The organism is Ruegeria sp. S84 (assembly GCF_056583445.1).
The window spans coordinates 2,366,293-2,393,156 of sequence record NZ_CM152618.1 but is presented as its reverse complement, the minus strand read 5'-3'; the positions used below and the strand labels follow the sequence as shown (position 1 = coordinate 2,393,156).

Annotated in this window: 25 protein-coding genes and 2 tRNA genes; 12 read left to right on the top strand and 15 right to left on the bottom strand. The window is 53.4% G+C overall.

The window, feature by feature from the left end:
* The first annotated feature begins 32 nt into the window (after positions 1-32).
* Positions 33-368 carry a hypothetical protein gene (locus AC1DFB_RS11995; protein WP_170514092.1) on the top strand — a complete coding sequence of 112 codons (336 nt, stop codon included), beginning with the start codon at positions 33-35 and terminating at the stop codon, positions 366-368.
* A gap of 111 nt (positions 369-479) precedes the next feature.
* On the opposite strand, the gene AC1DFB_RS11990 is transcribed toward AC1DFB_RS11995, so the two are convergent.
* On the bottom strand, positions 480-1,484 hold the full coding sequence (locus tag AC1DFB_RS11990; protein ID WP_480921333.1) for a helix-turn-helix domain-containing protein: 1,005 nt from the start codon (positions 1,482-1,484) through the stop codon (positions 480-482).
* Between the two features lie 139 nt (positions 1,485-1,623).
* Between AC1DFB_RS11990 and AC1DFB_RS11985 the strand changes: the two genes are divergently transcribed.
* The 5 genes from AC1DFB_RS11985 to AC1DFB_RS11965 all read left to right on the top strand — a co-directional run bounded on the left by AC1DFB_RS11985 (position 1,624) and on the right by AC1DFB_RS11965 (position 6,931).
* Entirely contained in the window at positions 1,624-3,021 is a 1,398-nt protein-coding gene (locus AC1DFB_RS11985) for an amidohydrolase family protein (RefSeq protein ID WP_480921332.1), read from the top strand.
* Between the two features lie 86 nt (positions 3,022-3,107).
* A complete protein-coding gene (locus AC1DFB_RS11980; RefSeq protein ID WP_480921331.1) occupies positions 3,108-3,812 on the top strand; it encodes a DUF3299 domain-containing protein in 705 nt (234 codons plus the stop codon).
* Complete coding sequence (locus AC1DFB_RS11975) at positions 3,809-4,987, top strand: carbohydrate porin (protein ID WP_480921330.1); 1,179 nt, start codon at positions 3,809-3,811, stop codon at positions 4,985-4,987. Before AC1DFB_RS11980 ends, AC1DFB_RS11975 begins: the two co-directional genes overlap by 4 nt.
* Positions 4,988-5,056: 69 nt before the next feature.
* A complete protein-coding gene (locus AC1DFB_RS11970) occupies positions 5,057-5,368 on the top strand; it encodes a hypothetical protein (protein WP_480921329.1) in 312 nt (103 codons plus the stop codon).
* Positions 5,369-5,539: 171 nt separating this feature from the next.
* Complete coding sequence (locus tag AC1DFB_RS11965) at positions 5,540-6,931, top strand: amidohydrolase family protein (protein ID WP_480921328.1); 1,392 nt, start codon at positions 5,540-5,542, stop codon at positions 6,929-6,931.
* A gap of 18 nt (positions 6,932-6,949) precedes the next feature.
* Here the strand turns inward: AC1DFB_RS11965 and AC1DFB_RS11960 are convergent.
* From AC1DFB_RS11960 to AC1DFB_RS11935, 6 genes are all read right to left on the bottom strand, one after another.
* Positions 6,950-7,048 (bottom strand) — tRNA-Val (locus AC1DFB_RS11960).
* Positions 7,049-7,328: 280 nt separating this feature from the next.
* Positions 7,329-8,660, bottom strand: coding sequence for a reverse transcriptase domain-containing protein (locus AC1DFB_RS11955; protein ID WP_480921327.1), 1,332 nt, complete (start codon positions 8,658-8,660; stop codon positions 7,329-7,331).
* Between the two features lie 10 nt (positions 8,661-8,670).
* A complete protein-coding gene (locus AC1DFB_RS11950; protein ID WP_480921326.1) occupies positions 8,671-9,252 on the bottom strand; it encodes an SLATT domain-containing protein in 582 nt (193 codons plus the stop codon).
* 441 nt (positions 9,253-9,693) lie between these two features.
* Positions 9,694-10,272, bottom strand: a complete 579-nt coding sequence (locus AC1DFB_RS11945) for a recombinase family protein (RefSeq protein ID WP_480921325.1) — start codon at positions 10,270-10,272, stop codon at positions 9,694-9,696.
* 728 nt (positions 10,273-11,000) lie between these two features.
* Positions 11,001-12,257 carry a hypothetical protein gene (locus tag AC1DFB_RS11940; protein ID WP_480921324.1) on the bottom strand — a complete coding sequence of 419 codons (1,257 nt, stop codon included), beginning with the start codon at positions 12,255-12,257 and terminating at the stop codon, positions 11,001-11,003.
* A 486-nt stretch (positions 12,258-12,743) separates the two neighbouring features.
* Positions 12,744-13,754, bottom strand: a complete 1,011-nt coding sequence (locus AC1DFB_RS11935) for a helix-turn-helix transcriptional regulator (RefSeq protein ID WP_480921323.1) — start codon at positions 13,752-13,754, stop codon at positions 12,744-12,746.
* 255 nt (positions 13,755-14,009) lie between these two features.
* Here AC1DFB_RS11935 and AC1DFB_RS11930 point away from each other — a divergent pair, with 255 nt between their 5' ends.
* On the top strand, positions 14,010-15,632 hold the full coding sequence (locus tag AC1DFB_RS11930; protein ID WP_480921322.1) for a hypothetical protein: 1,623 nt from the start codon (positions 14,010-14,012) through the stop codon (positions 15,630-15,632).
* 132 nt (positions 15,633-15,764) lie between these two features.
* Complete coding sequence (locus tag AC1DFB_RS11925; protein WP_480921321.1) at positions 15,765-17,012, top strand: carbohydrate porin; 1,248 nt, start codon at positions 15,765-15,767, stop codon at positions 17,010-17,012.
* A gap of 332 nt (positions 17,013-17,344) precedes the next feature.
* On the opposite strand, the gene AC1DFB_RS11920 is transcribed toward AC1DFB_RS11925, so the two are convergent.
* Both AC1DFB_RS11920 and AC1DFB_RS11915 read right to left on the bottom strand, forming a co-directional pair.
* On the bottom strand, positions 17,345-18,622 hold the full coding sequence (locus tag AC1DFB_RS11920; protein WP_480921320.1) for a tyrosine-type recombinase/integrase: 1,278 nt from the start codon (positions 18,620-18,622) through the stop codon (positions 17,345-17,347).
* 62 nt (positions 18,623-18,684) lie between these two features.
* A tRNA-Val gene (locus AC1DFB_RS11915) sits at positions 18,685-18,760 on the bottom strand.
* 408 nt (positions 18,761-19,168) lie between these two features.
* On the opposite strand from AC1DFB_RS11915, the gene modA reads away from it, so the two are divergent.
* From modA to modC, 3 genes are read left to right on the top strand one after another with little or no spacing between them, the layout of a single operon-like run.
* Positions 19,169-19,933 (top strand): molybdate ABC transporter substrate-binding protein, encoded by a 765-nt coding sequence (modA, locus tag AC1DFB_RS11910; protein ID WP_480921319.1) that lies wholly within the window; start codon positions 19,169-19,171, stop codon positions 19,931-19,933.
* Between the two features lie 4 nt (positions 19,934-19,937).
* A complete protein-coding gene (gene modB / locus AC1DFB_RS11905; protein WP_170423885.1) occupies positions 19,938-20,630 on the top strand; it encodes a molybdate ABC transporter permease subunit in 693 nt (230 codons plus the stop codon).
* Complete coding sequence (gene modC / locus AC1DFB_RS11900) at positions 20,627-21,718, top strand: molybdenum ABC transporter ATP-binding protein (RefSeq protein WP_480921318.1); 1,092 nt, start codon at positions 20,627-20,629, stop codon at positions 21,716-21,718. The genes modB and modC overlap by 4 nt, the downstream gene beginning before the upstream one ends.
* Positions 21,719-21,721: 3 nt before the next feature.
* Here modC and AC1DFB_RS11895 read toward each other — a convergent pair whose 3' ends face one another.
* Positions 21,722-22,645, bottom strand: coding sequence for a Hint domain-containing protein (locus tag AC1DFB_RS11895; RefSeq protein WP_480921317.1), 924 nt, complete (start codon positions 22,643-22,645; stop codon positions 21,722-21,724).
* Positions 22,642-23,154 (bottom strand): toxin-activating lysine-acyltransferase, encoded by a 513-nt coding sequence (locus AC1DFB_RS11890; RefSeq protein WP_170396036.1) that lies wholly within the window; start codon positions 23,152-23,154, stop codon positions 22,642-22,644. Before AC1DFB_RS11890 ends, AC1DFB_RS11895 begins: the two co-directional genes overlap by 4 nt.
* Before the next feature lie 189 nt (positions 23,155-23,343).
* On the opposite strand from AC1DFB_RS11890, the gene AC1DFB_RS11885 reads away from it, so the two are divergent.
* Positions 23,344-23,760 carry a hypothetical protein gene (locus tag AC1DFB_RS11885; protein WP_170396038.1) on the top strand — a complete coding sequence of 139 codons (417 nt, stop codon included), beginning with the start codon at positions 23,344-23,346 and terminating at the stop codon, positions 23,758-23,760.
* 3 nt (positions 23,761-23,763) lie between these two features.
* Here the strand turns inward: AC1DFB_RS11885 and hemF are convergent, their stop codons facing one another.
* From hemF to clpS, 4 genes are read right to left on the bottom strand one after another with little or no spacing between them, the layout of a single operon-like run.
* Complete coding sequence (hemF, locus tag AC1DFB_RS11880) at positions 23,764-24,648, bottom strand: oxygen-dependent coproporphyrinogen oxidase (protein ID WP_480921316.1); 885 nt, start codon at positions 24,646-24,648, stop codon at positions 23,764-23,766.
* Between the two features lie 5 nt (positions 24,649-24,653).
* Positions 24,654-25,454, bottom strand: coding sequence for an SDR family NAD(P)-dependent oxidoreductase (locus AC1DFB_RS11875; protein ID WP_170408883.1), 801 nt, complete (start codon positions 25,452-25,454; stop codon positions 24,654-24,656).
* 37 nt (positions 25,455-25,491) lie between these two features.
* A complete protein-coding gene (locus AC1DFB_RS11870) occupies positions 25,492-26,454 on the bottom strand; it encodes a class I SAM-dependent methyltransferase (RefSeq protein WP_480921315.1) in 963 nt (320 codons plus the stop codon).
* 9 nt (positions 26,455-26,463) lie between these two features.
* Positions 26,464-26,805, bottom strand: a complete 342-nt coding sequence (clpS, locus tag AC1DFB_RS11865; RefSeq protein ID WP_170396046.1) for an ATP-dependent Clp protease adapter ClpS — start codon at positions 26,803-26,805, stop codon at positions 26,464-26,466.
* Positions 26,806-26,864 lie beyond the last annotated feature (59 nt).

Below are 26,864 nucleotides of genomic sequence, written 5' to 3'. Positions count from 1 at the left end.
AGTGCAACAGATCGAATACAGATTGGAAATCAATGAAAAAGGCAGCTCTTCTTCTTGCCCTATTGCCAGCAGCCGCAGTTGCTGAGGAGCGGGTGTTTGAATGTGAGGCACCGGATGCGGAACACCCGGAAATGGCCGCTCGGCTTGTGAAGTATGATGGCCAGCAAAAGGGCCACATCACGATCGGGGATATCGACAAGGATGTGGATGTGTTTCCCGGTCTCGACACCCTGACCTATCTGTATGTCGGTGAGGATTACACGCTGAATTATAACGTTCACCCTGAGAAGGGCACGTTTGATTACTCTGCCTCTGGCAGCAAGTCAGGATGGGGCAAGGGAACGTGCGTAGAGACCACGGGCCAATAATGGCGTTCGAATAGAGTGGTTTAAGGCGCGGTCGAGACGGCAGTCTGGTCGCGCCTTTGCTTTTGTTCCGAGATCAAGTTCGCACAGCTGATCCAAGCATTTGCAACTTAATTACGAGCCAAGGCGGAACTTAGTCGGTGTCATTCCGGTCTGGCCCCTGAAAAAGCGTGTGAAATGGGATTTGTCGGAGTAGCCGAGCATCAGACCGATCTCAGCTATTGTCATTTTGTCTTCTCCGAGGTGCTCCTTGGCGACATCGACACGCAGCCGTTTGATTTCACGGGGTAGCGTTGTGCCTTGTTGCTGAAGCGCTTTCAGAAACCGTTCCGGCTGGATTCCCAGCATTCCGGCCACCATCTCTGGTCCCAAATCGGTTTCATCCAGTTTGTCGCGTAAGACAGAGCGCAAAGCTGCCACCACGGTTACTTCTTCCTCTTGTTGAGGTGAGGCTATGGGCTTGGCAGAGCCCTCAGAGACATGGTGCAAAAACAACCATTCCACAGGAAAACTAATCTGCATTCCGGGATCAGTCCCAAGGCCAACCTCGATCCCTTTGTAATCGATAGGTAGTCCGTTGATGTACCTGCTTTCCCATCGCACACGCGAAGAATCCCAGGCATCTCCGACGACGGTCTGCAATAGGCGTACATAGATTGCGGCACCAAAACCGGTCACCTGAATCGGCGGCACAGTAGGCTCTTGTTGCCTTTCGATTCGATAAGTCGCTTTGTCTGCTTCAACGACAAGGCTATGTCGCACAGAATTGGATTCCTGCGGTACAAGCCCCACGAAACGGGTAAAGAACTCGAACAGCGTCTTTGTCGATTGCAGTGCCTGAGCGAACGGAGGCCACTGTTGCAGGTCAAACGTCTCCCCTACTTTCAGTCCAAGGTATCGATCCCCTGATACTTCTGAGAAGGCATTTACCAAACCATAGACCAACTCTGAGTGCACGAACACGGCTGGGTCAGACAACAGTTCGGCTTTCAGGCCGACCTGATCCAATGCTGGTTGCGGATTGATCTTACGTTCGGTGAGATATTGCAGGAACGGAGCAGCTAAGGAGAGGCGAATAAAGCCCTCGCTATGCTCTTGAGAGGTGGAGTTGAAAGGCAAGCTCGTCACCCTTGTCTGGATTAGTTTTAAGAAGTGGCCATTTTTTCAATCACATTCGAACATCCTAATTCGAAAGTGGCAACTGAGCCAAGATTTTCCGGACTACAGTTTGCAAAACACGAATATGAAGGGAGTACTTATGTCCGGCCTACGATTGTCCCTTTGCTCGACGGTAATTGTCGCTGCAGCTCTTTCTTTTTCAACGTCCGCGCATGCTCAGGATCAAGAAGAACCCCAAACGCTGTTTACTAACGTGCATGTCTTCGATGGCGTGAATGAACAGCGTATCGAGAATGCCAGCGTATTGGTCGAGGGTAATCTGATTAAGGCCGTATCAACCGATGCGATCGATGCCCCCAGCGCCACGGTCATTGACGGAGAGGGACGGACACTGACCCCCGGATTTATTGAACTGCACGCGCACCTCATGCTGATGGGGCCCACCTTGCCCGCGATGGAGGCCAACACAACTTGGGAAGATTTTGCCATACACGGTGCGCGAATGGCCGAGATGTATTTGATGCAGGGCTTCACCACAGTCAGGGATGCGGGTGGGGCCAACGGCGGGTTACGCCGTGCAATTGACGCAGGTCAAATAGACGGCCCGCGTTACTTTCCATCTGGTGCATTTATCGGAACGCGAGGTGGTCACGCTGACTTCGCGAATTTCACCGCACCGCCCGGGTCTGAAACAAACATGAGCAGGCTGAACTTGGCGCAGGAAATTAGCGGTGTTGATGACGTTTACAAGTTCGCACGCAACAATTTCCGCATGGGCGCGACGCAGTTGAAGTTCATGCAATCTGGTGGCGTCGTTTCGGCCTTCGATCCGTGGCAGTTGTTGGCTGGATCGCCTGAGGAAATCAAAGCTGCGGTACAGGTGGCAAACGAGTATGGCAGTTATGTCATGGCGCATTCCTATCGGAAGGAAGCAATCCTGAGCGCGCTAGAGGCGGGTGTGATGTCGATCGAACACGGCTTCTCGTTTGACTGTGAAATTGCCCAAGTCATGAACGAAAAAGGGGCATATATTACGACCAACCTGACGGCCTTCGATCCCGGATTGCTTGATATTCCGGCAGTGGCAAATGTCCCGTCGAGCCTTGCCAAAGCAAAATCCGCCTCGGCCACATTTGCGGGCTACATCGACAATATGAAGGAATGCCCGGTGAAGCGAGGGTTCCAGACCGACTGTGTTGGTTCGGTCGAGGCATGCAATATCCAGATTGCCTACGAGAAGCACCTGAACAATGAGTTTTTTGGACCCTACACGTCGATGGTGACGTTGACATCGACGGGTGGTGAGGTGGTCGCTTTGTCAGGTGACTTTATGAACCCGTATACCGCCGGAAAACTGGGCGTTATCGAGGAAGGAGCTTATGCGGATATCCTGCTCATCGATGGTAACCCACTTGAAGACTTCTCGGTTGTTGGCACGGGTGATCAATGGTTCGGTGCCGACCCGAGGCCTGAAAGCCCAGATACGATCCGCCTGATCATGAAGGACGGCGTCATCTACAAAAACACACTGGATTGACCTGTCTGAACAGCCGGAGAGTATTTATGCGACATTGCTTCCGCTCCGTAGTATTCGCAGGGTTGGTTTGGTGTGCTCATCCTGTCATGGCGACGCCAGGAACCGCGTTAGACTGGTCTGACCTGCCTGACCCGTCCGCGCAGGTCTTTGAAGACCCCTATCGCGAACTTAGCGCTGAACAGTTCGACGATGTTCTTTACGTCGTAAGGCTGCGCGGCAGATTGCAGCGGGAATCTGGTAGCAATGAAGAAAGGCAGAAATGGCAAGAGCTTCTGACCGAGACTGAGGATGCCTTGGCGGCTGATGGGATTGATGTCGACTGGCTACTCGACCAGCGAGAGGTCGTGACGGAACGTCGAAGAAAGGCTGGTACAAACGGAAATCCGCAATTCGACGGTCAAACAATCACACTCGCGGGCTTTGCCATTCCCGCTCCGAGTGATCCGGACGGGCGACCTGTCGCGTATCTGGTGCCGGAACGCGGGATGTGTAGTCACATGCCTCCTCCTCCGCCCAACCAGATGATCCGTGTGCGGTTGAATGGAGACTGGACGCCCAGCTATTTCCACGAACCTGTTCGGCTTACGGGCACTTTGACCATCAATCCTTCTGTTCAGAACATGATGGTTGTGGACGGCCTTATGCCTATGAATGCGACGTTCCAGTTGGAGACGGAACGCGTCGAAACTCTGGAAACTGAAGCAGACAGGCTGGAATGGAAGCAGCGCGCCGCCGATCGTATCCGTGCGGCGGGCAATCGCAAGACCGGTAGGGCAAGGGCGTCTGAATGATAAGACTTCTGGTTGCCGCTTTGAGCATTGCCTTCGCTGGCGCAGCGTCGGCTCAGGGACTGTCCGGGCCATCTTCGGTTGAAGCTGATCTAGAGCCCGGCGATGGGCTAACCGATCCGCAATACCGTTCCGATTTTCCACGCAACATCGCACCAGGTTGGTTTCAGTGGAAAGACCGACTGGCCGAGGACGGTTTTCGCTTCAATATTGATTACCTGGCATTGGGCCAATCCACGAATGCTGATCTGGGAACTGGCGAAGCGGCAAGCGGAATTGCACGTTTTTACGGCAGTTGGCAGGCAACTGATCGCGGCTCTTTGACATTCAAGATCGAAGACCGGCACAGCTACACCGATGTTGCCCCGCAATTCCTAGGACTGGATGGCGGAGCGCTTTCGATCACTGGGACAGCCTTCAACGATAATGGTTTGCTGCTGACCAATCTGTTCTGGACGCAAAGGGCCGAGAACGGCGCGTGGACACTGCAAGTCGGGCAGATTGATGTAACGGACTTTGTGGACATTTATGGGTTGGTCAGCCCATACAGCGGTTTCCAGAACCTGTCTTTCAATACCAATCCGACTATTAACACACCCAATCAAGGCCTTGGCATTGCCGGTGGAGTAAAGCTGAGCGAAAACTTCTACGCTGTTGCGAGCATCTCAGACGCAAACGCCGACCCGTCTGATCCAAACTTTGATGTGTTTAGCGATGGCAATCTCTTCAAGTCACTCGAGCTTGGTTACACCTCCGGCTTTGATCGCATCTACTTTGACAATATCCACCTGACCCTTTGGCACGCGGATTCAGCCGACGATGGCAGCCGCCCTGAAGACTATGGGGCCGCGTTTTCAGCGGCGTGGTTTGTTGGCAATAAATGGATGCCATTCTTCAGGGCAGGGGCCTCAAAAGGGACAGCGGCGCTTTATGATCGGTCCGTTTCTGCAGGTCTGGGATATTACGGTCGCAATACCGATCTGGCCGGGCTGGGACTGAACTGGGCCGAGGCAAGGGGCATAGACGGTGATCAGTTCACGCTCGAAGCATTCTATCGTTTTTCAATATCACCCGGGCTGCAGATCACGCCATCACTGCAGTTCATTTCTGACCCGCTGCTGAACCCCACGCAGGATAGCATTATGCTGTTCGGTCTAAGAACTCGGATCGTTTTCTGAGGTGGGGCGAAAGCAGACTCCAAAAATAACAAAACATTCAGTTTTGTCGATAAAAGGGAGGATCCATCCATGCGTACCTTGTTTCTGGCGGGCACGTTGTCTGTTTTTTCGACACTAGGCGCCGCGCAGACTTACGACATCGTCATTCTCAACGGTCGGGTCATGGACCCGGAAACTGGGTTCGACCAGATTGCTAACGTTGGAATAAGCAACGGCTGGATCACTGCGATCACCGACGAAGATATTAACGGCAACCAGTCCATCGATGCGACAGGGCACGTTGTGGCACCCGGATTTATCGACCTTGAGCAACACGGGTTGGACCCTTGGGGTATCAAAGTAAACCTTAGGGATGGCGTCACAACTCAAATGGATTTTTAGGTCGGAGCCGCTAACATTGATGAATGGTATGAAGCACGAGAGGGCTCAACGCAGGCAAATTATGGCACGGTGGTTGGACAAGAATTCGCACGGATGCGGGTCCATGATGGGCTCGTGCTTGAAGGTGGAGATATAGACTTCCGGAACTTCTTCGCACTGAGGGCACAATCTGTGGAAGACGGCGTCGAGGGGTGGTCTTCTGTACCAAGCAACCGTGAGCAGATGAACGAAATCACTGCCCAGCTGGATGAGGGACTACGTCTTGGAGCACTCGGTGTGGGATCGACCATCGGTTACGCCCGCGAAGGTATTACTACCTATGAGATGTTCGAAGCACAGCGGGCTGCGGCGCGTTACGGTAGACTGACTTCCGTCCATCACCGATTTCATCCCAGTGCTTCGACGCCGACAGAAACACAGACGGGTGTAAATGAAATCTTGGTCAATGCGATGGTGCTTGGTGCCCCGCTGCACATTCATCATGACAATGATTATGGGTGGTGGGAAAATCAGGAAAAGCTCCAAATGGCCCGCGACCAAGGCTACAACGTCTGGTCCAGCTACTATCCTTGGACTGCCGGATCGGGAAACTACGGCGCTTCGATCATCGCCCCAGAAAACTGGGAGGGTTCGATGGGGTACAAATACGAAGACACCATCTTTGATCCCCAGCTCGATCGCTTCGTGACAAAAGACGAGTTTTTGAGCTTCGCTGAGAATGAACCGGGACGGACAGCCATAGTTTTTAGCCCTCCAAGAGAGCAATGGCTGAATGATTGGATCACCATCGCAGGCTATGGCATCTCGGGCGACGGTATGGCCGGGCTAGACATCGAGGGCAACTTGATGAGTTGGGATGCTCCTTACGAAGACTATGCCGGGCATCCTCGGTCAGCAGGCAGCCACGCGCTTGTCTTGAGACTGGCTCGCGAAGCGAATGTGCCGCTTATGCTCACACTCACTCAGCTAAGTTACATCCATGCGAAGCGCTTAGGTGACACAGGGTTGCGAGCAATGCAGGTGCGTGGGCGTATGCAAGAAGGCATGGTCGCGGACATCACGATTTTCGACCCGGAATCTGTGACCGAAAAGGCGAACTATACTCTCGGTCAGCAAGGTCTTCCGTCAGAAGGCATTCCGTACGTGCTCGTTAACGGAACCCTTGTTGTTAACAAAAGTGAAGTTCAGCGAGATGTTTATGCCGGACAGCCGATCCGGTTTCCAGTCGAGGAGAGCGGACGTTTCGTTCCGGCTGGTCGCGAGCAGATCATGGGTATTCTCACACCCGATACCGGTACGGCCCGTCCAACACTGCTCGATGACATCACAAATGGTGAAGCTAGTGTCGCACCTGTTGATCCACCAACTAATCAGTTTGCATCGATAGAGCCCACCGACCCCTTTGATTGGTTTACTCCTCGCAACGGTCTAGATGACGGTGCCCTGTTCTTTTGCGTCGTGCATGCTCGCTTCGAGGACCGTGCAACGGTAAATCGTGATTATGCGAAGGCCATGATGTCCAAAGCGGGCGGACTTAGAGGTGCTAGTCGCGTAAGACCTTGATCCACTGTGGGGAAAGGGTGGTGGGTGATGAGAGACTCGAACTCCCGACATCTTCGGTGTAAACGAAGCGCTCTACCAACTGTTACACAGACGCTCCGCTGTCTGAGCTAATCACCCGTGACGGAGATGTGTGTTTTCCCAAAGCATCAACTGCGGTTTTCTCAGGTGAACCCTCGTGGTTCGAGTACGACACTTACTGTAACAGAATCAGAGGTCAAGTCGTTACATGTACGGGTAGGTGGATTACCACTCGATCTGTGAGCGGCTGTCGGTGTAGTTGTTGCCGATGATGTGACTCGTAAGGGTGTTGAGAGGATAACAAAGCTGTAGACGTGGCTACGCAGCAGAGATGTTGCGCGTCTATGAGAGACATTTGATTGTCCCACCAACAGTTGGGCTAGTAACCTCCCGAGTTAGCTCCAAAATCAACGGTCTCCCGTTCCATTTTTGAGACCTGCCCTCGCACTATTGACCAATAAAGCTCGTCAATCTGATCCCTGTCCATTTGTGCTAGCTTAGCCTCAGAGATACCACGGATTAGTGAGATTACGTGTATCTTGTCGGCAAGTGTAAAGCTGTCGAAATCTGGGATGTATGTGGTTCCCTCCCGATTATAGCGGACTTCTCGATAGGCTTTCACAAATGTCTTTCTTCGATCTGTCATGTGGGCCATTCCATATTCGCTCATTTTCTTCTTCAAGAAAGCGTCCATACGGAAAAGCTGTCCCATGTCAGTTGATTGTCTGAAGAAGAAGATCCAGCCGACGGAACGTTCTTCGAACCTGCAACCGGTCACAATCAGATTTAGTTTCCACAGTACTTCTTCCGTTGTTGCGGTGCCTTTAAGTGTCCTGAGGCATCCTACAATCGCACGGAACATTTTCTTGTAGGATCGATCTCTTATACTTAACCCAGACCGTCTTATTCTGTACCCAAGGTAGTCCGTACCGGCCTCAACATGGGATATCTCGGTCTTACCACTTTCCTCTTCAAGCGGGTGTGTTTCTAGTTTGAGCTTCTCTGAAAGATGTGTGCTCACTTCGGAGTGAACGTCGGCAACCGTTTCCGAGTCAGCCAGAATCAAAATGTCGTCGACATACCGGAAGTAGTTAAACTTGAGATCGCAGGTGAAATCAAAGTCACGCAAATAGATCATCGAGAGAATATTTGAGATACTTAATCCTTGTGGTACTCCAACTTTCCGCTCTTCCTTTTCATCAAATCCTATCGGTGTTGTAATTGCTTGGGAAACCAGTTCGAGTGCCGGAGTATCCGATACTCGAAGGGCAAGTTGGTTGAGCAGTATTTCGTGGACTATACTGGGGTAGAAGTTTATTACATCCATCCTCAAGAAACGGTCTTTGGGTGACGCCACGCTTGCTGCATATGCGACGCGCTTTATGGTGTCGTGAGGTGGTTTCATTCGGCAGTCATCAAAAAACTCCGTGAGATAGTCGCACAGTGCCCGAAGAACGATAGTGTCGCGGACCGTTGGCATCGCTATCTGTCTAGGCGGTTTTTGATAGTTTTTTAGGATCAGCTTTTCTTTGTACCGGGTGAAGCGATATCGCCCGGTAGAGAGTTTTAGTGAGGCTGATGCGATTTCCTCTTCGATCCGCTTTTCAAGGGTCTTCGCGCTTACACCGTCTAGGCCAACCACTTTTGTGTCGACAACTCGCTCCTCGAAAATGCGGAGTAGATTTTCTTCCGAAAAGCAGCTGTCGAACACTGCGGAAGTGCTATGCGAAAACATATATCAAAAAAATCACTATGAGCGGTGCGAACACCAAGGCAAGGAGAAGCAAAAACGAAGCAGCTTCCAAAACAATGTAGCGAGCAGCTCTCAAAAAGCCCATCGAGACCGGCCCGCTCGCGTTTTTTATTTGTGCGCCTTCAATAATGATCTTGCGAAACAAAAAGCGCTCGTTGTCTAAATCACTGTGGTTCGGGTATTTATTTAGGATTTCTTGGTACCTTGCTCTCTTCTCTCCGTCATCTAAGTCTTCATCGTATAGATGTTGAAGCTCTAAATAGCATTCTCGGTGATCACGTGCCCTGTCTCCGAAACTCAACCCCCAAATCACCAAAGATGCACAGAGAATACTTGCAGAGAGTACGATGGAGATTTCGGAGCTATAAGGTCCAATTGGCGTGCCTGCCAAGTGTTGCTGAAAGACAGAGAACCCTAATAGCGCAACCGAATAAACTGTAAGCAGCACGTGTGAGAGCTTGTCCAAATGAACATACTTTCCGTGTGCCGCCATCCGAATACGGCTAGTTATCCAAATTTTTCCGAAAGGATCGGTATTCTGCTCACTCAAATTTTGTCTCCAAATGTGTGCGGACGTAATATATTCACAGTTTAGACCCCAAGAATGTCTAGAGGTAGCTTTCGCTGGGTGTTTCGACCCGTGCTTTAAGTTTAGTCCCTGCTTTGGGAACTAGCGACATGCGCTCCGCCCGCACACACGCTCAACCTATGATTTAAACTGTTCGTTTTCAATGGGTAAGATAAAGTCTTAGCCTCTTCAATTGGAACCCGGTGTGAACCGCTGAAACGTTCAGGCAACTAAGCTGAGTGCTCGTATATACCCAATCCACTTGTAGACCGAATGGGCAATCGACTGGAATGTCCTAACCGAAACGATGTTTCCCTCACTGCAGCAGCCAAGTGGCCTTTCCCTTGGAAAACTAGGCAACACAGCTAACGAATGCTTCGAGCAGATGCTAACAACCATTAGCTGTGCAAATTTTCGTCCGTTTCAGCGCTGGGTTTCCACAACAACTGTCTGATGGGCCTCATTGATGATCCGATAGACCGATCTCTGAGAAATACTTAAGCGCTGGGCGATCTCGTGCTTCTTGTAGCCTTGCCCTAGTAGCTGAAGCACCTCTGAAGCCCTCATGCGTGCCGTTGGTTTTCTGCCTTTGTATTTTCCCTCAGCTTTGGCTTTTGCTATTCCCTCTCGCTGCCGCTCCAACATCATCTCTCTCTCGAATTGAGCGATGGACCCAAGGACATTCAGCATCAGCTTCCCCGTAGCCGTTGAAGTATCAAGGGACATATCGAGTACTCTTAGAGCGACGCCTCTTTGAGTTAAGTCATCCACGATCTCGCCCAGATGCCTGACTGAACGAGCAAGGCGGTCAAGCTTGGTGACAATGAGGACATCTCCTTCTCTACAGTAGCTGAGAGCTTCACTGAGCGCCTCTCTTCGGGCAACAGAGGAGACTTGTTCGGAGTAGATTTTCTCGCATCCAACTTCCGAGAGTGTCTTCTGTTGGGCTTCCAGTCCGGCTTGTTGTTCTAGTGTAGATGTTCTTGCGTATCCGATGATCATGGTGGTGATCTCCTTTAGGTTCTTAGACGTTGAGGCAATTGCTTGCCAAAAGCCGAGATCGACTTCATTGCCACCATTTCCGCCACCCTCAGCAGATGGACACAGAACCTTGGCCTATTGGCAGCGTTTTTTGTCTGGAAACAAAGGGGTGGGGGGTTTTAGAAACCGACTTCAAAAAGCAGGGGATTATTGTTCTTATTATTACCTCTGAAAAACGGTCCCTCGGTCCATGAAAGGGGCCATCTCACGCGAAGTAGCCTCACTCGAGCTTAGGGTTCCGCAAAGTTATGGAACTAAACCACCAAGGGTGGATAGTATGTGTTTGCCTCCTGCGGAAGTATGTCGCTCAGTGCAGGTGAAAGAGGAAGCTGCTACCTTGGACTGATCCAAAATAGACTGAGAAATCATTTTAGATGAAGCTGCTGATGGGTTAGCTCTCAACTAATCTCATTAGTAGGAAGAGGATCAGCTTCTATCGAGTTCTTTCAATTGACACGATGCCCAGCGCTGAGAGTAATTCAATGTCAACTGTATAACTTTTTAGAAGCTTCCTCAGTATCCAATCCTCTATCTTTAAAAGCCCACCGTATGCCGGCATAACAAGACATACAGTGGACCCGGTGCTAGTGAGTTCCCCAAGGTTTTCTTCTTTTACGGGTTCGGCCATAAGATACTGTTCGTAAAAGAAAAAAATGGGTCACCACACTTTTGTTTTTGTGGTGCCCAAATCAGGACCTGATCTTGGTCCATTCCTCAGGTGGAACTTCACCTTCCCACAACCAATTCAGCAACAACTTCTGCATCCGCAAAGATGGCAAAAACAGCGTTATCGGTTTCCCATCTCGGATTTGAGTTCTCCAGAGCCACTGGATCAGTTCAGTTAAGGCATAATCATCATTAGAGATTACGTCTGGACCACCGAACCAATTTAGGATCGAAGGATTGAGATTTTGATCGTAGAGGTAAATTGCATGGGTACAGTGCTTGTAATCGTTCGTACCACGAGTTGTATTCGGCACCCAAGTGGCTCTAGTCTTGGAGCGACCACAGGGAGATAGACGACTACCGCTGGCATAAGGCCCCGGCTTAAAAGCAGTTAGCAACTCACCATCACTACCAACCTTTGGACTTCTTCCGTTCCGATACCATTTAGACTTGGGACACGTGATCAGAATGTTTTCAAGGCTTATCTCGGAAAGACGGTAACGCCTAAGACCACTGAGAGCATTGGGGACTACTTCCTCCAATTTCTTAGAGTTCTTCTTTGTCTGGCTATTGTAGGAGAGGCTGATTCCTCTGATCGAGCGGATGTCTTGGATGGTGATGAGCTGCCTAGCCTTACGGACAAACTCTCGCTCGATCTCTGGTGAACCTGTGTCGTGTACTGGGTCTAACCCGAGGCGCTTGAGGTAAGCGTACATGATCGACCCCTCAGCTTTGTAAGTGTATACGGTTAGAGAGTTGCCAGCCTTGAGCAGACCCTCAGGCATGACCGCAATGTTAATGCCATCAGTGATATGATAGAGACGACCAGCATTGGCTGTTCTAAAGATATCAGGCCTCAATGCATCGTCGACTTCATCTATGTTCCTAGCCCATAGATCGGTCGGTGTGATCAATCCAGTATCAGGATCAATAACTATGTAACCCGCGTTTACGTAGAACTCTTCCCAAGACTTCTTTTTGACTCGGTACCCGTCCTCAACAACGGTCATGACTTCATCAATGATGATTTCGTAACCATCCAACAGCCCCATCTGAGCAACGTCAGCAAGGTTATTGAACATGGCGTGAGTGGTGACGACGTTGTGTCTCGCCTCCAGCAGTGCAATCAGATGATCTTTCTTGGTTTCAATTTCTCGGTCGTCTTGGACTACCTCTGGCTGTCTCACGGACACACGGGCTTCTCGGATGATGCGATCACACTCTGACAACAACGGAGTCACGATAAGATAGCGTTTCGTTGCCTCAAAGTTGTTGATCATCTCAGTTGTCTTCCCTGTACCACATGGTCGATCAAAGATGACAACACGGCGGACTGGGGATGTTGAATCGGCAAATGGCAGAGGATCATGCCTCATAGTTTTTAACCTTTTTTTGAAGTGTTTGGATTGGGAGTTGCCTGAGTTGGTGCTCCTCGGTCGGAGCTGCTTCGGCTCCTTAAGGGTACAGTTGGAGACCCCTATGCGCTGGGCGTGACAGAGGCGCTGGCGGGCAAACTGCTGACTGTTACACTTCGTTTAATGAGCTCTGGTGAAGAAAAGTCCCTCACTTTCTGGGAAAGCGGACCTTGGTTGTTGTGCAGCGAATGGCGCAACGGAGCCCAAAGTGACCGATGTTGCGTTCGGCACAAATGTCAGCACTGCGCAAACTGCTGACTTTGCAAAGTCTTACCGTTGGCCCTCTGCAAAGCGTCAAGTACCCATGCAATAGTCCGTGAGGTCCCTATCCGTGAGTTGTGGACAGGTGCCTCATGGCATTCGGTTCTGACGAGCCAATTCGGTGGGTGTCATACCTTCCCAACGGCGAATTGCACGCGTGAACGAAGATTGGTGCGAATATCCAAGTGCTGCCGCCAATTCCATGAATGCGCCTTTGTCCAACTCGACCCAGTCGGCAGCCGCTTCTCTTCTGCTTCCAGCGAGAAGCTCGGAAAAGCTTGTGTTTTCGACACTCAAGAGCCTTTGGAATGTGCGTGTGCTAACGCCCATCATCTTTGCAACGTCGCTCACCGAAGGCTTTCCAAATTCCAACATTGCCCGCACCACAACTCTTACCGATCCGGCTAATCCACCATCGCCGCGAAGCGTTTGCATATCGGGCAATTCCGGTTGCATTTCAGGGGCATTGAGTCGCCCTCGGACACGCGCGCTCAAGACGCTTGGAAGATAGTTTACGGTCAGCACATGTTTTCCAGCCGTCAATCCGCTCTTGAAACGGTTCTGAAGATGTCCAAGCCCAAGATTTGGATGTGGCAACAATTCTATCGACTGAATCGGAAACGCGGGAGCCTCAACTTCTGCCGCGAAGAGTTCGAATACGGCGGCAACATATTGGTGTATGTAGTGCAGCGTTTCTGGGTCGAATGTAGTGGCCCAAAACTGACGGGCAACACATCCGTCTCCTCGTTGATCAATCAAAAGGTGCTCGTGTGACGAAAAATAGGGAATTGCTCTGCAAGCGGCTTTCAATGCGTCAACAGCTACGCCACCGGGAACAGCAAATGGACCCATCATCGTAAGCGAAACATCAGGAATATCTTGCACTATACGCGTTGGCACCTCTGGTCCATGTGCTCTGCAAAGATCGCGTATCAGCCCGGTCAAACTCCGCAGAGATATGGCTTTGAGTGGGTCCTCCACTGCCAGGGCTGCTAATTCCTCTGACCCTACAAAATGCCGTGTTTGTAGTCCTGATTTTTCCATCCACATGACGACCGGAGCAGCGGCAACAGCTCGAATTGTCGGAATGGTGCGCTGCAATAATCTCTTCCTTACCTGGGTTTTGGTGCTGCCTGCGGCGGCTGCTTACTGCCGGGGTTCAAGTTGGCGCGAAATGCTAAATCAAAAATAACCTTTAGTGTTAGGTTCGTGTCAAGCCTTTGAAGACAATGCTTCTTTGGTGAGTAGAAACCCACTCTGTTTCGATCTGGCTGGGCTTTCTCGACGACTTTGATGTTGATCCGTTTCGATCCGGCACGGGGACATGGGACTAATAAGGCTAAGGGGTGAAGGTTAATGATGCAGATACAGGCTTCAGGGAATTTCCAGAAATCACGGTCGGTTACCAAGTTCGCCAAAGACCATTCGATACGAGGATTGTTAGCTGCTATTGTCCTTTCGGTGAGCGCATCTTGGGCTTTGGCTGAAGAGATCGATGGAATCCTTGCCGCCAATGGACCATTGCCCGGAGATTTGTCTCAGGTCGCAGCGGAATGGTCCTGCGCTCAGGATCGAGGCACACCAGGGTATTTCAAATCCATAAACGGCGCAGAGGTGAGCGATGCCCATCGCAGCCAGGTCTACGAATGCGCGAGTTTTCTAGGATCATTCGAAGGTCCAAATGAAGTCTATGCGTATCGCGCTGATGGAGCGTATCAAGGTGTGCTGTTTGCAAACAACCGAAACCCCGGCGAGTTGTTCATCACCGGCGGAAACATCCCACCAGCACAGGGGGTCGTTCCACCCGGACCATTCGTTGCAAAACTCGATGCAACAACCGGCAAGGAGATTTGGCGAACATATCTTGAGAACGGAAACGTTTCCGGGGCCTGGGTTGGTGCAGCAAATCTGAATATCTTGCCTGATGGGAATATTCCCATCGCCTTTGGAAACCACTTGGTAAAGCTTGACGGAGATACTGGCCGTATCCTGAAGCATATCGATCTGCCGGCAGATGCCCCACCTGAGGGGAGCAATTTCAAACATTTAACAATCGCGCCAGATGGAACCCTGATCATCAAAAACCAGACTCGCGCAACGCCGTGCAATATTCAGGGCACACTTGCGGCATTCCAATGCCCAGGAGGCGCTGCCGCTTCACCGGGTTCGACGATCCACGCAATAGATCCCGGCAGTTTTGAGATTTATGACAGCGTCAGCGTACCTGAGAACGCAGTTGTGCCGCATACGGTTACGGAACGCGAAGGACAAATCGTGATCTATGCCCCGTCAATCCTGAAGCTCTACCGGTTTGTCTGGGACCCCGTGGCAAAAAAATTGTCGCAAGACACGGGTTGGGTTGTTGATAACTACCTTGAACAAGGTCAGACAACTGGCGACGCACCAGGTATTCTGGGCGACTGGGTGGTTCTCCAGGTCAACGGATTGCCGACAACGAAGTCTGCCTCTGCAATCGTGGCGGTCAGCCAGAGTGACTCCAAAAAAATCACCCGCGCCTATCCGTTCGGAACCGACCTCCCGACCGGTCAAAGCTGGGCCCCGCCAAAGGCGGCAGTGGATGAAGCCAACAACATGGTGTTTTCAGCCGATCAGAACATGATGAAGATTGGTGGGTTGGATTTCGACCCGGATACCGGAGAATTGACTGTGGCCTGGACTGCTGATGGAGCTACTACAGCTTTGCAGGCTTTGTATGGCCCAGCGGATCAGCGCGTACTTGGAACGGCAAGAGCAGAGCCGGGCACAACGCTTGAGCAACTGAATAACACTTCCGCTCCCAATTATCGTCAGAAAGCACTATGGCTCGATGCAAAGACAGGGCGCGTGCTGGCGGAATCTGATTTCTTTGAACCAATGAACTTTAACACATTGCTGTCTCCCGGATATGGGGGGCGGTTCTATTACATGTGGGAAAATGGCTTGATCGTTCTTCAACCGATGCCTAAGCGCGCTGACTGACCCAGAAACATGGGCCAGCAATATCAGATGAATAGAACGTTAGTGGGATCAAAATCCATTTGCAGGAAAACGTGGTCAGGGCTGTTTGCGAGTTTCTGGGTTGTTAGCATTCTTCTGTTCGGATTGTCGCCTTTGAGCCTTGCCGCCGAAGAAAGAACCAAACAAAGTTCCAAAGCCAATCCCGGAAGTACCTATTCGGGCTACCAGCCTCAATCTGGGAACCTGGAAGGACCCAGCGGGGTCACTTCAGAGCTCGCGGAGGATGACATAGATACCGGAGCCATTCTGGAATTTCCAAAGATCGAACGTTTTTTCCAACCCTGGTTCGACTGGAAAAAACGCCTTAATGATCGAACCGGCTTGCAGCTTCAGCTGAGCTTTCAATCTCTGTACCAGGAAACCGATGCGAATGTTCCCTACGATGATGCATTTGCGGGGCGCTGGCAGGTTCAGGGGTCATGGGCGCTACTCAACCGCGGCGGCCCAAATACCGGTAAACTGACTTTCAGAATAGAGAACCGCTATACGATCAACAGCGAAATTCCTCCCAGTCAGTTGGCATTCCAATTCGGGAGCGTCGCGTCCTCAGGCACTGGTTTCAGCGACTTTGGGGCGGCGCTGACGGAACTGGCATGGCGACAAGAGCTGATGAATGGTAAGCTCCGCTTCATTTTGGGGAAAATCAGCGCAATCTCCTGGTACAATGTGCACGCGTTGTCCACGTCCATGCGCGGGTTCCAAAACACCGCACTACAAAGCAGCCTTTCAAAGCCGGCCCCTGGAAGAGGTTTGGGACTCGGATTTGGTTACGAGCTTACGCCCCATTTTGTGGCTGTGGCGGGGATTCATGATGCCAATGGAAAAACGACTGGAAACCCGTTCGACACAATAGGTCAAAAGGAGTTCTACAAATCCATTGAGTTTCGCTGGTATCCGACAACCAAAGACAGGTGGCGGTGGGATCAGGTGCGACTGCAATTTTGGCATCAAGACGCTATTGAGAGCAAAGGAACACCGTCAAGCCACGGCGCGACATTTGCAGCAAGCAAGCTGTTCCGGGACAAATGGTATCCTTTCTTGCTTGCAGGGTGGTCAGATGGAAATGCGACCATATTCAAAACGGATGTCATCGCGGGATTAGGGGTTGGGTTCGATACGCGTCACCGGGTCGCCAGAGACGTCCTTGGGGTGGCTGTGGGGTGGGGGAATCCATCTAACGACTTGCTGCAAGATCAAACTACCGCTGAACTTTTTTACCGGTTTCAACTGGTCGAACATGTGGCCCTCACACCTTCGGTCCAGTATGTTCGCAACCCCGCTGCAAACCCTAATTTGAATGATGCGTGGGTTTTTGGTCTTCGCGCACGGATAACTTATTAAGTTGGTTCTAGACTATCCCAATAAAGCGGTTCTTAGAAAAATGCGTTGGGTCTCATTTGTTGGATTTGTGCCCAGTGAACGGGTGGACTGGAGCGCACAGTTGAATTGCAAAGCACGGTTTTAAATGTACGCTTCGGGCTGACTGCGGTCCTTTGGAATAAAAATGTGGATGGCGGCAATGCCCCGCACAGCGGTCTTTCATATCTAACACTGGGAATGACCGCTCTGATTTGATTTAAAGGTCATGATCCTATGTCCGACAGGGGCTGTCAATCGACGCCCCTCAGTGTTTCTATGTATTAACGGTACAGCTAAGTACCTCCTGCCTTGGATTAGTCCAAAGGAACTACTCCTACGAGACTCCCTCCGAGTTCTTTATGCAGGACCTCGAATGTATTCCTAATGATCCCGTGTAGTTCGGCTCTCTTCGCATAAACACTTAAGCCGATGTCGTCTTTGTTGGAGTGACCGACGATTAGATTTCTGGCTTCTCGGGAAACCCCGGCATTCACTAGGGCGGACACAGCAGTCCTCCTGAACGAGTGCATATCCCAATTGGAATTATCGCCATCAAGGTTCTTTCGGGCTTTCTCAAGCGCTTTCCCAAGGTAATGACTGGGATGCCTGTCGTAGCCACCTAAAGCAATACGAGGAAACAACCTACCGATATTCTCTGGACAACTTGGTTCTACTATCGTTGCCCTTTTGGTAGCTTCCTGTAGTAGTTGACAATCCTCAGCACCAACGATCATGACATCCCTTATTCCGGCTTCTGTCTTGCTTTGAGGGATGCTGATTTTGATGTGATCGCCCCTGTCCTCAATGTCATTTAAGTACCTCGAGCAGATTTCATTGAGCCTGCATCCAGTGACCCATAGCAGTCTAACGGTGACGTACATCTCGAACTGATACTTGAGTCCATTGTTGCCAGCTATGTACCGCAGCAGCTTTTGAGCTTCATCTCTAGTGACAGGCTTTAGTTTCTTGACACGTGGGTCCGTTTTCTTTCTTTGACCTGCCACACGCCTCAGGAGAGAGCCAAAGGGGTTCCGCATATCGGGATCAACCAAACCCCAATGGTCCAGCACACGCCAATAAGAAGCCAAGCAAGATTGGCATGATTGAAGAGAGCGGCCTGAGAGTGCTTGCCCAGTTCGCTTTGAGGGAGTGGCCTTAAGGTGCTCAATGAAGCTCAGCGCCAGAGAGCGGTTAACGTCCGTGACCCGTATGTTTCCAGAGTACGCCTCAAATGTCCTAAGGTGTTGGCGATACCTAACCTTTGTGCTGCTATTTATCCCGTCCGATTCAGCTAACCATCTGTCGGCGGTCTCTCTCACAGTATTCTCTTGTTTCGGATTGTTTGGGCGAATTGCTTGAGACGGTGTTTGTCCTTCGGTGATCGCTTCAAGGATTTCCTCAAGGACTTTTGGACGGCGCTTCAATGCTTCGGCTAGGTCCTGAGTTCCCAATCCTCTGACAATCTCTCGTTTGCCAACAATGTCTTGGTACTCAGTCGGTACAGCTACCCTGAGAGCGTACCCTTTACCTCTGAGGAACAGTCCTCTGGGTAGTCCAACACGGTTTTGAGGTTTCGATTCCCGTACATTCATCCTCAAATAGTCTCCAAGTTCTCGTTACAAGACCCTGAGTAAACCATTGAAAATGAAGGGAATGGTGGGTGATGAGAGACTCGAACTCCCGACATCTTCGGTGTAAACGAAGCGCTCTACCAACTGAGCTAATCACCCGTGAGGGCTCATGTAGCTAAGCCCGTGCGTGGGTGCAAGAGGGTATGGCACAATTTCTTTTGCAAAATTGCGCAAGGTTTCAGATCAGCGTTTAGGCAACTGGGCGCGGTTACCAATCGAGCAAACTCGTGTGTCATATCGTGGTTGAATAGCGAAATGCGGATATCGCTGTTCAGGCGAGGCGGATCAGACACGTTGTTTAGCGATTGAGCGCTCTACCTCGGGAGTTTCCGGTTTTAGAGAAGCGCGACAGCATATTGATCTTGGGTTGGGCGATTCTCGTTTTCCACCGAATTCTGAGTTCAATATGGGCCGTAGCTTTGGTTGTAAGGCCAAAGGGCCTTGCCTGCCATGTGTTGCCTCCGATATGCCCAGAGGGATTGCAACCCTCTGATCCGGAGGCAAAGAATGACGGGCGCCTGTCGCAGTCTGATCGCAGCTTTGGCCTTCTGCGCGATACTCGCTGCCCCGGTTCGGGCCGAGGGCGTGCTGGTATTTGCCGCCGCCAGCCTCAAGACCGCACTGGACGGGATTGCCAGAAGTTATGAGGCTGAGACCGGGCAAGAGGTGACGGTGTCGTACGCGGCCTCCTCGGTGCTGGCGCGGCAGATACAAGCGGGGGCGCCCGCCGACCTGTTCATTTCGGCCAACGAGGATTGGATGGACGTGCTGCAGGATGAGGGCCTGATCAATACCGCTTCACGTATTGAGTTGCTGGGTAACGGGCTGGTTTTGATTGGTGCGCCGGGGGCTGACACGGCCGAGATTGAGGCGGGGTTTGACCTGAGCACCCGTCTAGGCAGTGGGTATCTGGCCATGGCTTTGGTCGATGCGGTGCCTGCGGGCATCTATGGCAAGGCCGCGTTACAGGGTCTGGGACTTTGGGGCGATGTTCAGGACCAGATCGCCCAGACGGACAATGTACGCGCCGCGCTGGCACTGGTTGCGACGGGGGCGGCGCCTTTGGGCATTGTCTATCGCTCGGACGCTGTGGCTGATGAGCGGGTCGGGGTCGTCGGTGTCATCCCGGCAGATATCCACCCGAAAATTGTGTATCCAGCAGCCCTGACTTCTACTGCAGGACCTACGGCGCACGCGCTTTTGACCTATTTGCAAGGCAATTCCGCACGGGCCGAATTTGTGAGGCAGGGGTTCTCCCTGCCCGAAGGGTAGTACGATGGGATGGTTGGGCCCGGCAGAGATGGAGGCATTGCGCCTGTCGCTGCGCGTATCGTTCTGGGCAACGCTGATCACGTTGCCCTTTGGGATTTTCATTGCCTATGCGCTTGCGCGCTGGCGGTTTCCGGGGCGCCAGTTGCTGAATGGTCTGGTTCATCTGCCTCTGATCCTGCCGCCGGTGGTGACCGGCTATCTGCTGCTGCTGACCTTTGGGATTCAGGGGCCGTTGGGCGCGCCTTTGGCCGAGCTTGGGATCGTTTTTGCTTTCCGATGGACCGGCGCTGCGCTGGCTGCCGGGATCATGGCTTTTCCGCTGATGGTGCGCGCGATCCGGCTGTCGATCGAGGCGGTAGACCCAAAACTGGAACAGGCAGGCGCCACTTTGGGGGCGTCGCGTCTGCTGGTCTTTGGAACGGTGACGCTGCCAATGATCCTGCCTGGGGTCATTGCGGGCGCGATCCTGGCGTTTGCCAAGGCGATGGGAGAGTTCGGGGCCACGATCACCTTTGTTTCGAACATACCCGGTCAGACGCAGACGTTGCCCTCGGCAGTCTATGCGTTTTTGCAGGTTCCAGGGGGTGAGGCGGCGGCGACTCGGTTGGTGATCATCTCTATCATCGTCGCCATGGGCGCGCTTTTGCTGTCGGAATATGTGGGCCGTCGTGTGGCCAAACGCGTGGCCGGATCATGAGCCTGTCCGTCCGCCTGCAACACCAGCTGCCCGGGATGAAGCTGGACCTCGATTTCGACGCACCTTCCGGTGTAACGGTTCTGTTTGGGCGTTCTGGTTCGGGAAAGACGACGGTGGTGAATGCAGTCGCGGGGCTACTGAGACCTGAGGCCGGGCGGGTCGCGGTTGGCGATTGGGTGTTGTTCGACACGGATCGCGGTGCGTGGCTGCCGCCACATAGACGGCGCTTGGGCTATATCTTTCAGGAAGGCCGTCTGTTCCCGCATCTGACCGTACGCCAGAACCTGAATTATGGTCGCTGGTTTGCACCGCGCGGGGCACGACGCGAAAACCCGGATCGGGTGATCGAGATGTTGGGTGTTGGCCATCTGCTGGACCGCCGCCCAGCGATGCTATCGGGGGGTGAGAAACAGCGCGTCGCCATTGGCCGCGCCCTGCTGGCCAGCCCGCGCCTGATCCTTGCGGATGAGCCTCTGGCCGCGCTCGACGACGCGCGCAAGGCCGAAATCCTGCCCTATTTCGAGCGGTTGCGGGACGAGGTATCAGTCCCGATACTCTATGTGACCCATTCGGCGGCCGAGGTTGCCCGGCTTGCAACGTCCGTGGTCGCGCTGCAGGACGGGCGTGTCGTGCGGCATGGTCCCGCGTCCGATGTTCTGTCGGACCCATCCGTGGCCCCTGCAGGCGTGCGCGCGGTGGGGGCCGTTCTGCGGGTCCGTGTTACGGCGCATCACGACGATGGCCTGTCCGAACTTGATGCCGGTGGCGCTTGTCTTTACCTGCCTCGGATTGCCCATCAAATCGGCGAAGAGCTGCGTATTCGTATTCCGGCGCAAGAGGTGATCCTGTCCAATAGACCACCCGAGGGTCTTTCAGCCTTGAATGTGTTGTCGGGGCAGGTCGAGGCGATCCGGGCAGGTGAGGGGCCCGGTGCAATCGTGTCGGTCAAAACAACTGCGGGTGTTGTGCTGGCGCGCGTGACCCGACGCTCGGTCGCGGCGCTGGGTTTGCAGCAGGGCAGTACATGCTATGCGGTGATCAAGACCGTCGCGCTGGCTCCACAGGATGTCGGGGGGCGGGTTGTCTAGGACCTAGGCAAGCGCACGCGCCTCATGTTCGCGCAGGATCAGCCGCGCAGCAAGGCCGAAGCCGATATGTTCGTCCGAGGCGCGCTCGGGGAATATCTCGGCGAGTTCCTGCAGCGCGTCAGAAGACAGCGTGTGGAGGGTTTCTTCACCCAGAAACAGGCTTTCGGCCTGAGCTCCTTCGGCAAACAAAATCTCGTGCCTGTCAAGCAGGATATGCAGGTATTCGACCGGCTCATCACCGGTATCAATATCTATTCCCGGCCACGAGCACAGATGTTTGGCGGCGACCAACACTTCGGGCGCGCCAAACAGCATCTCGACCTTGGGGCCGCGGATCAGGAGGCGATGCTGTTGAGACACCAGCAAATCGCGGGATGGAACACCAGGTCCCAGACTACCTGCGGTCACTCGCACCGGGCGCATCGCAGGATTTGCGCACAATCGCTCGGGCGACATGGTGCTGCTTTCGATCCAGCGGATCGGCTGTATTCCGTGATCGGCAGTCAACACGTCGTCATCCACGCTCAGGGTCTCAATGGCGCGCTGGCCTTCCGCCGTTTCAATCAGAGTACCTGCGGTAAAGCAAACGCCTTCGATAGTGATATCAATGATCTGGGTCTGGGTTCCACTGAAGGTGAAGAAACCATTGGCGAAATTGGCGGTGACCGTCACCTCGAACGAGTCCAATTGGATTTCTCCGTCATCGAGGCTATCGAAGAAGGCCGGGTCGACGGTATAGGTCCACGTACCGTTCGCATCTATTGAGGCGGTGCCGAAATCCGGTTGATCGGAGATTGCCCAGGTGGCCCCGGTGAAGGTTCCGAAATCCGATGTTGCGGTGACATCGAGGTCACCCGAAGCGACATTCGGAGGAAAGCCGGTCACGTCGCCCGTGATATCGCCCGATATGGTTACAACCGAAGTCATCCGTTTTCCTGCTCGAGCGTTCTGGCAAATTCGGCATCGCGGTAAAGGCGCATATGCACCTGTTGCTGGTCATCGCGTGTCCATTCGACGATACGTTTTGTGGATAGGTCGCTGCTGAGACGATTGGTGCGCACGCGTGGGTGCGGGATGTCCCGTTTCAGCATGTCGACGATCTGACGAGTTTGGCCGAAGGGTGCCACCATATCGATGATCCAGAAGGATGAGCCACTGGCGAAATCGACATCTCTCAGCGGCTCTTCCTCCACCGCATAGCGATATTCGGCTTCCGGGCTGAGACCGGCAAATGTCACGAATCCGCGCGGAAAGCCGTTTTGGCGGAAGATGTGATACTGGCCCAATCTCAGCGGCGTTTCGAACGCATAGAGAACCTGTGCCAAACTGCGGTTACGATGCGTTTTGGTCAGGGCAGCCAGATAAAATAACGCACCGAAGTCGGCGTATTTTTCACCGGAAAGATCGAACCAGTCTTTGGGAAATGACTTTTCCACGGGCCACTCTGGAAACTGCTGCTGCAGAGATCATAGCGCACCACATATTCAAAGAAAGAATTTTCACTCAAGCTGATGTGTTACGGGTTGAGTTAGACCTGAGGCCCGGTTTGACTATATTGATCTCGTATAGGCTGGTTGGTCCCACGTCGTCTCAGCCGTGATCGCGTTTTTTATAGGGTGTTTTATATGCGTTTTCTTACATGCCTCTCTTTGACAGCCATCATACTGGCCCCCACCATTGCGCAGTCTCAGGGCGTTGGTTTTGGCTATAAACTAAGACCGCAGTTCAGAACCCAGATCACGCCGCTTAAGGATGGAACCTACGAAGTGAAGCCTGTCGGTGGATCCTCGGCCGCGGTCACCTATTGGTGTGGAATTGGTGATTATGCAGTTCGCACATTGGGAGTTTCAAACTCGCAGCGGATTTATGTTTCCAAAGCTTACGAGAAAGGTGTTCGCACAGTGCAGTTTTCGCTAACTCCACCGCCCGGCGCGGATACCAATCCGGGATATTCTTTGACCGTCAACAGGGTGGGTGAGAACCTGTCCGCCGCTTCGGCGCAAAACTACTGCTTTGATAATTCCATCGATATGGGGTTTTAGCGGTCAGACCCACTTGGCCAAGGGCGGCAGACTCATCAGAACAGCATCGGGGTTGTGCCCGGTTTCCAGACCAAACTTGGTGCCCCGGTCATAGACCAGATTGTATTCGGCATAGAGCCCACGATGCACCAGCTGGGTGTTTTTGTCCGCGTCGTCAAAGCTTTGCACCCGGCGTTTTTCGACCAGAGGCAGAAAGGCGGGCAGGAAGGCGCAACCGATGTCCTGCGTCAGCGCAAAATCCGCCTGCCAGTCGCCGGTGCAATAGTCATCCATGAAGATCCCGCCGACACCCCGAGCGCGCTTTCGGTGGGGGATATAAAAATACTCGTCAGCCCAATCTTTGAGGCGCGGGTAGTGGCCGGGTCCGTGCGGGTCGAGATGCGCTTTTTGGGTGGCGTGGAAATGGGCGGTGTCGTCGTCATATTCGATGCAGGGATTCAGGTCTGATCCGCCGCCGAACCACCAGGCATGTGGAGTCCAGAACATCCGGGTGTTCATATGGACCGCAGGCACATGCGGGTTCTGCATATGAGCCACAAGGCTGATGCCCGAAGCCCAGAACCGGGGGTCGTCCTTCATCCCCGGAATACCCTTGCGCGCAGCCATCGCGTTTTGCGCGCGCTCACCCAGCGTACCAAAGACGGTTGAGACATTAACGCCCACCTTCTCGAACACGCGGCCCCCGCGCATCACCGACATCAGCCCGCCGCCCGCGTCGGAGCCATCGTCAGACTGCCGTTTAGTTTCTTTTACTTCGAACCTTCCCGGCTGAGAATCCGAGAAGGGGCCTGAGGTGTGGCTATCTTCCAACGCTTCGAAGGCGGTTGCGATGTCATCTCGCAACTGGCGGAACCAGGCAGCGGCGGTGGCTTTTTCGTTATCGAACATTGGGATCAGTGGGCCGGGGCTGCGACAGGGTCCAGCAGGGTGCGGCCTCCGTCAATGGTTAGAATTTGGCCTGTCATGAAGCCCGCAGCGTCCGAAGCGAGAAATTGCGCGGTTTCGACCAGTTCGTTCGGAGCGGCAATCCGGGAAAGCGGAGTATGTTTTTCGATGTCATCCCGGAAATCTCGGTTTTCTTTCAGCGTTGACTGCAATGAGGCGCTCATGACCGATCCCAGCGCGATGGAGTTCACGCGAATACGGCTGGGCGCAAGTGCAACCGCCAACGAACGGGTCATCTGATCCAGCGCAGCGGTCGAAACGGAATAGGCCATCAGATCGGGATGGGTGCGGCGTGCGGCAATCGAGGACAGGTTGATGATTGACCCGGCAGGGTTCTCATCGTCTCCATCAGCCTGTTTGATAAATCGCTTAGCCACTAGTTGGCTCAGTCGCAGCGCGGGCATCAGGTTCTGGTTCAGCAATGTGCGCACGGAATCGTCATCGGTGTCCAGCGGGTCCGACGGGATCACCTGCCGCGCACCATTGATCAGGATATCAACCTGATCAAACGCATCCAGCGTGGCCGAAAGCAGATTGGCGATGGTCAACTTTTCACGCAGGTCACCGGCGAAATAACGGATGTTGCTGTCATCCGCCTGTTCGCCCAGCTCATCGGACAGGCGCTTTTCATCCATATCGGCGAACATGACATTGGCGCCTGCATCGGCAAAGTGCCGTCCGATGGCCAGTCCGATGCCGTTGGCACCCCCGGTGACGATTGCGGTCTTGCCCGCGATGGAAAAGGACATGCGAATCCTCCTGAGTTCTGGCGCAGGTTAGCGGGCCTCAGCCCCGAGGGCGAGAGGCATGGAAAACCTTGAAGCGGTTGTCTCCTGCCACTTCGTCAACACGGTCGAAAGCCTCGGCCAGCGTGGCCTCGTAAGGCAGGTGGCGATTTGCAACCATCCAGAGTTGACCGTTGCGGGTGAGGTTGCGTGCAGCACTGGTGATAAAGCCCTGGCCCAATGTCGGGTCGGCGCTGCGCAAGGTGTGAAAGGGCGGATTCATGATCACCATGTCCAGCGGCTCGGGCGCGCTCCATTTGGTGGCGTCGGCCCAGTGGAACTGCGCACGGGTGTCGGTGACATTGGCGCGGGCACAAGTAAGGGCGGTGTGGTCGGCCTCAACCAGATGCAGGCTGCGCAAGGTGTAGTCGATCAGCATGGCGGACAGAAAGCCCCAACCTGCACCCAGATCAGCGATGCGCGTGCCGCGCTTGGTTGGCAGAGACTTCAGCAGCAGGGCCGAGGCAGGATCGATACCATCGGCGGAAAACACACCGGGCGCGGTATGGAAGCCGTCAACCATTTGGTTTTCAGGCGCAGCCCAGTCGGCAAAGGCGTCCGCATCAGACTGAAACCAGAAAATCTTGCCATGTGCCTTCGAGATTGGACCCTCGATCGCGACCCGCTTGCGGATGTCTTTCAGCAAACTGTCGACGCCATCGGTTTTGGCCCCGTCCACCACGATGACCCCGCTGGCGCGGCTGCAGGCCTGATGGATCAGCGCCCGGGCCAGCGCCTTGGCGCGCGGTAGAAACACGACTGCATCCTGGCAAGGCGCGTCACTATTGGGCGTAGCGACAAAGCCCTGCGTGGCAAAATGATCGTGGAACGGTTTGAAAGGCTGCACCACCTGCGCCTCGCGCGGAAGGTCTGACAAATCGTGGTCCGGGGTAGGCGCCAAAACAGTCAGCGGTTGCGACAGGGTGAGCCCGCTGTTCAAGGCTAGATCAAGGCGAGAGGACATGGCCGTGCGTTATTCTTCGCGTTCCATGGTGCATTGCAGCGGGTGCTGATGCCTGCGCGCGAAATCCATGACTTGCCCGACCTTGGTCTCGGCAATCTCATGGCTGAACACGCCAACCACGGCGACACCTTTCTTGTGTACGGTCAGCATGATTTCAAACGCTTGCGCATGGGTCATGCCGAAGAACCGTTCCAGCACATGCACCACGAACTCCATCGGTGTGTAATCGTCATTCAGCAACAACACCTTATACAGCGGCGGCCGCTTGGTCTTGGGGCGCGTTTGCACCAGGACCGACGTGTCGTCGTCTTCGTCGTCCTTTTCAGACATGATCCACTGGTGTTTGCGCATTGCTGTAAGAGAATCTCGATTAACACTACGAATTGTTTCCCGGCTTATATAACGTCACG

What these genes read in the sequence shown, in the direction of transcription:
- modB (WP_170423885.1), top strand. Translation starts at nt 19,938, where the DNA reads ATGGGATGGTTGGGCCCGGCAGAGATGGAGGCATTGCGCCTGTCGCTG.
- AC1DFB_RS11995 (WP_170514092.1), top strand. Translation starts at nt 33, where the DNA reads ATGAAAAAGGCAGCTCTTCTTCTTGCCCTATTGCCAGCAGCCGCAGTT.
- hemF (WP_480921316.1), bottom strand. Translation starts at nt 24,648, where the DNA reads ATGTTCGATAACGAAAAAGCCACCGCCGCTGCCTGGTTCCGCCAGTTG.
- AC1DFB_RS11895 (WP_480921317.1), bottom strand. Translation starts at nt 22,645, where the DNA reads ATGACTTCGGTTGTAACCATATCGGGCGATATCACGGGCGACGTGACC.
- AC1DFB_RS11870 (WP_480921315.1), bottom strand. Translation starts at nt 26,454, where the DNA reads ATGTCCTCTCGCCTTGATCTAGCCTTGAACAGCGGGCTCACCCTGTCG.
- AC1DFB_RS11975 (WP_480921330.1), top strand. Translation starts at nt 3,809, where the DNA reads ATGATAAGACTTCTGGTTGCCGCTTTGAGCATTGCCTTCGCTGGCGCA.
- AC1DFB_RS11980 (WP_480921331.1), top strand. Translation starts at nt 3,108, where the DNA reads ATGGCGACGCCAGGAACCGCGTTAGACTGGTCTGACCTGCCTGACCCG.
- AC1DFB_RS11985 (WP_480921332.1), top strand. Translation starts at nt 1,624, where the DNA reads ATGTCCGGCCTACGATTGTCCCTTTGCTCGACGGTAATTGTCGCTGCA.
- AC1DFB_RS11940 (WP_480921324.1), bottom strand. Translation starts at nt 12,257, where the DNA reads ATGATCAACAACTTTGAGGCAACGAAACGCTATCTTATCGTGACTCCG.
- AC1DFB_RS11885 (WP_170396038.1), top strand. Translation starts at nt 23,344, where the DNA reads ATGCGTTTTCTTACATGCCTCTCTTTGACAGCCATCATACTGGCCCCC.
- AC1DFB_RS11970 (WP_480921329.1), top strand. Translation starts at nt 5,057, where the DNA reads ATGCGTACCTTGTTTCTGGCGGGCACGTTGTCTGTTTTTTCGACACTA.
- clpS (WP_170396046.1), bottom strand. Translation starts at nt 26,805, where the DNA reads ATGCGCAAACACCAGTGGATCATGTCTGAAAAGGACGACGAAGACGAC.
- AC1DFB_RS11945 (WP_480921325.1), bottom strand. Translation starts at nt 10,272, where the DNA reads ATGATCATCGGATACGCAAGAACATCTACACTAGAACAACAAGCCGGA.
- modA (WP_480921319.1), top strand. Translation starts at nt 19,169, where the DNA reads ATGACGGGCGCCTGTCGCAGTCTGATCGCAGCTTTGGCCTTCTGCGCG.
- modC (WP_480921318.1), top strand. Translation starts at nt 20,627, where the DNA reads ATGAGCCTGTCCGTCCGCCTGCAACACCAGCTGCCCGGGATGAAGCTG.
- AC1DFB_RS11875 (WP_170408883.1), bottom strand. Translation starts at nt 25,454, where the DNA reads ATGTCCTTTTCCATCGCGGGCAAGACCGCAATCGTCACCGGGGGTGCC.
- AC1DFB_RS11920 (WP_480921320.1), bottom strand. Translation starts at nt 18,622, where the DNA reads ATGAATGTACGGGAATCGAAACCTCAAAACCGTGTTGGACTACCCAGA.
- AC1DFB_RS11930 (WP_480921322.1), top strand. Translation starts at nt 14,010, where the DNA reads ATGATGCAGATACAGGCTTCAGGGAATTTCCAGAAATCACGGTCGGTT.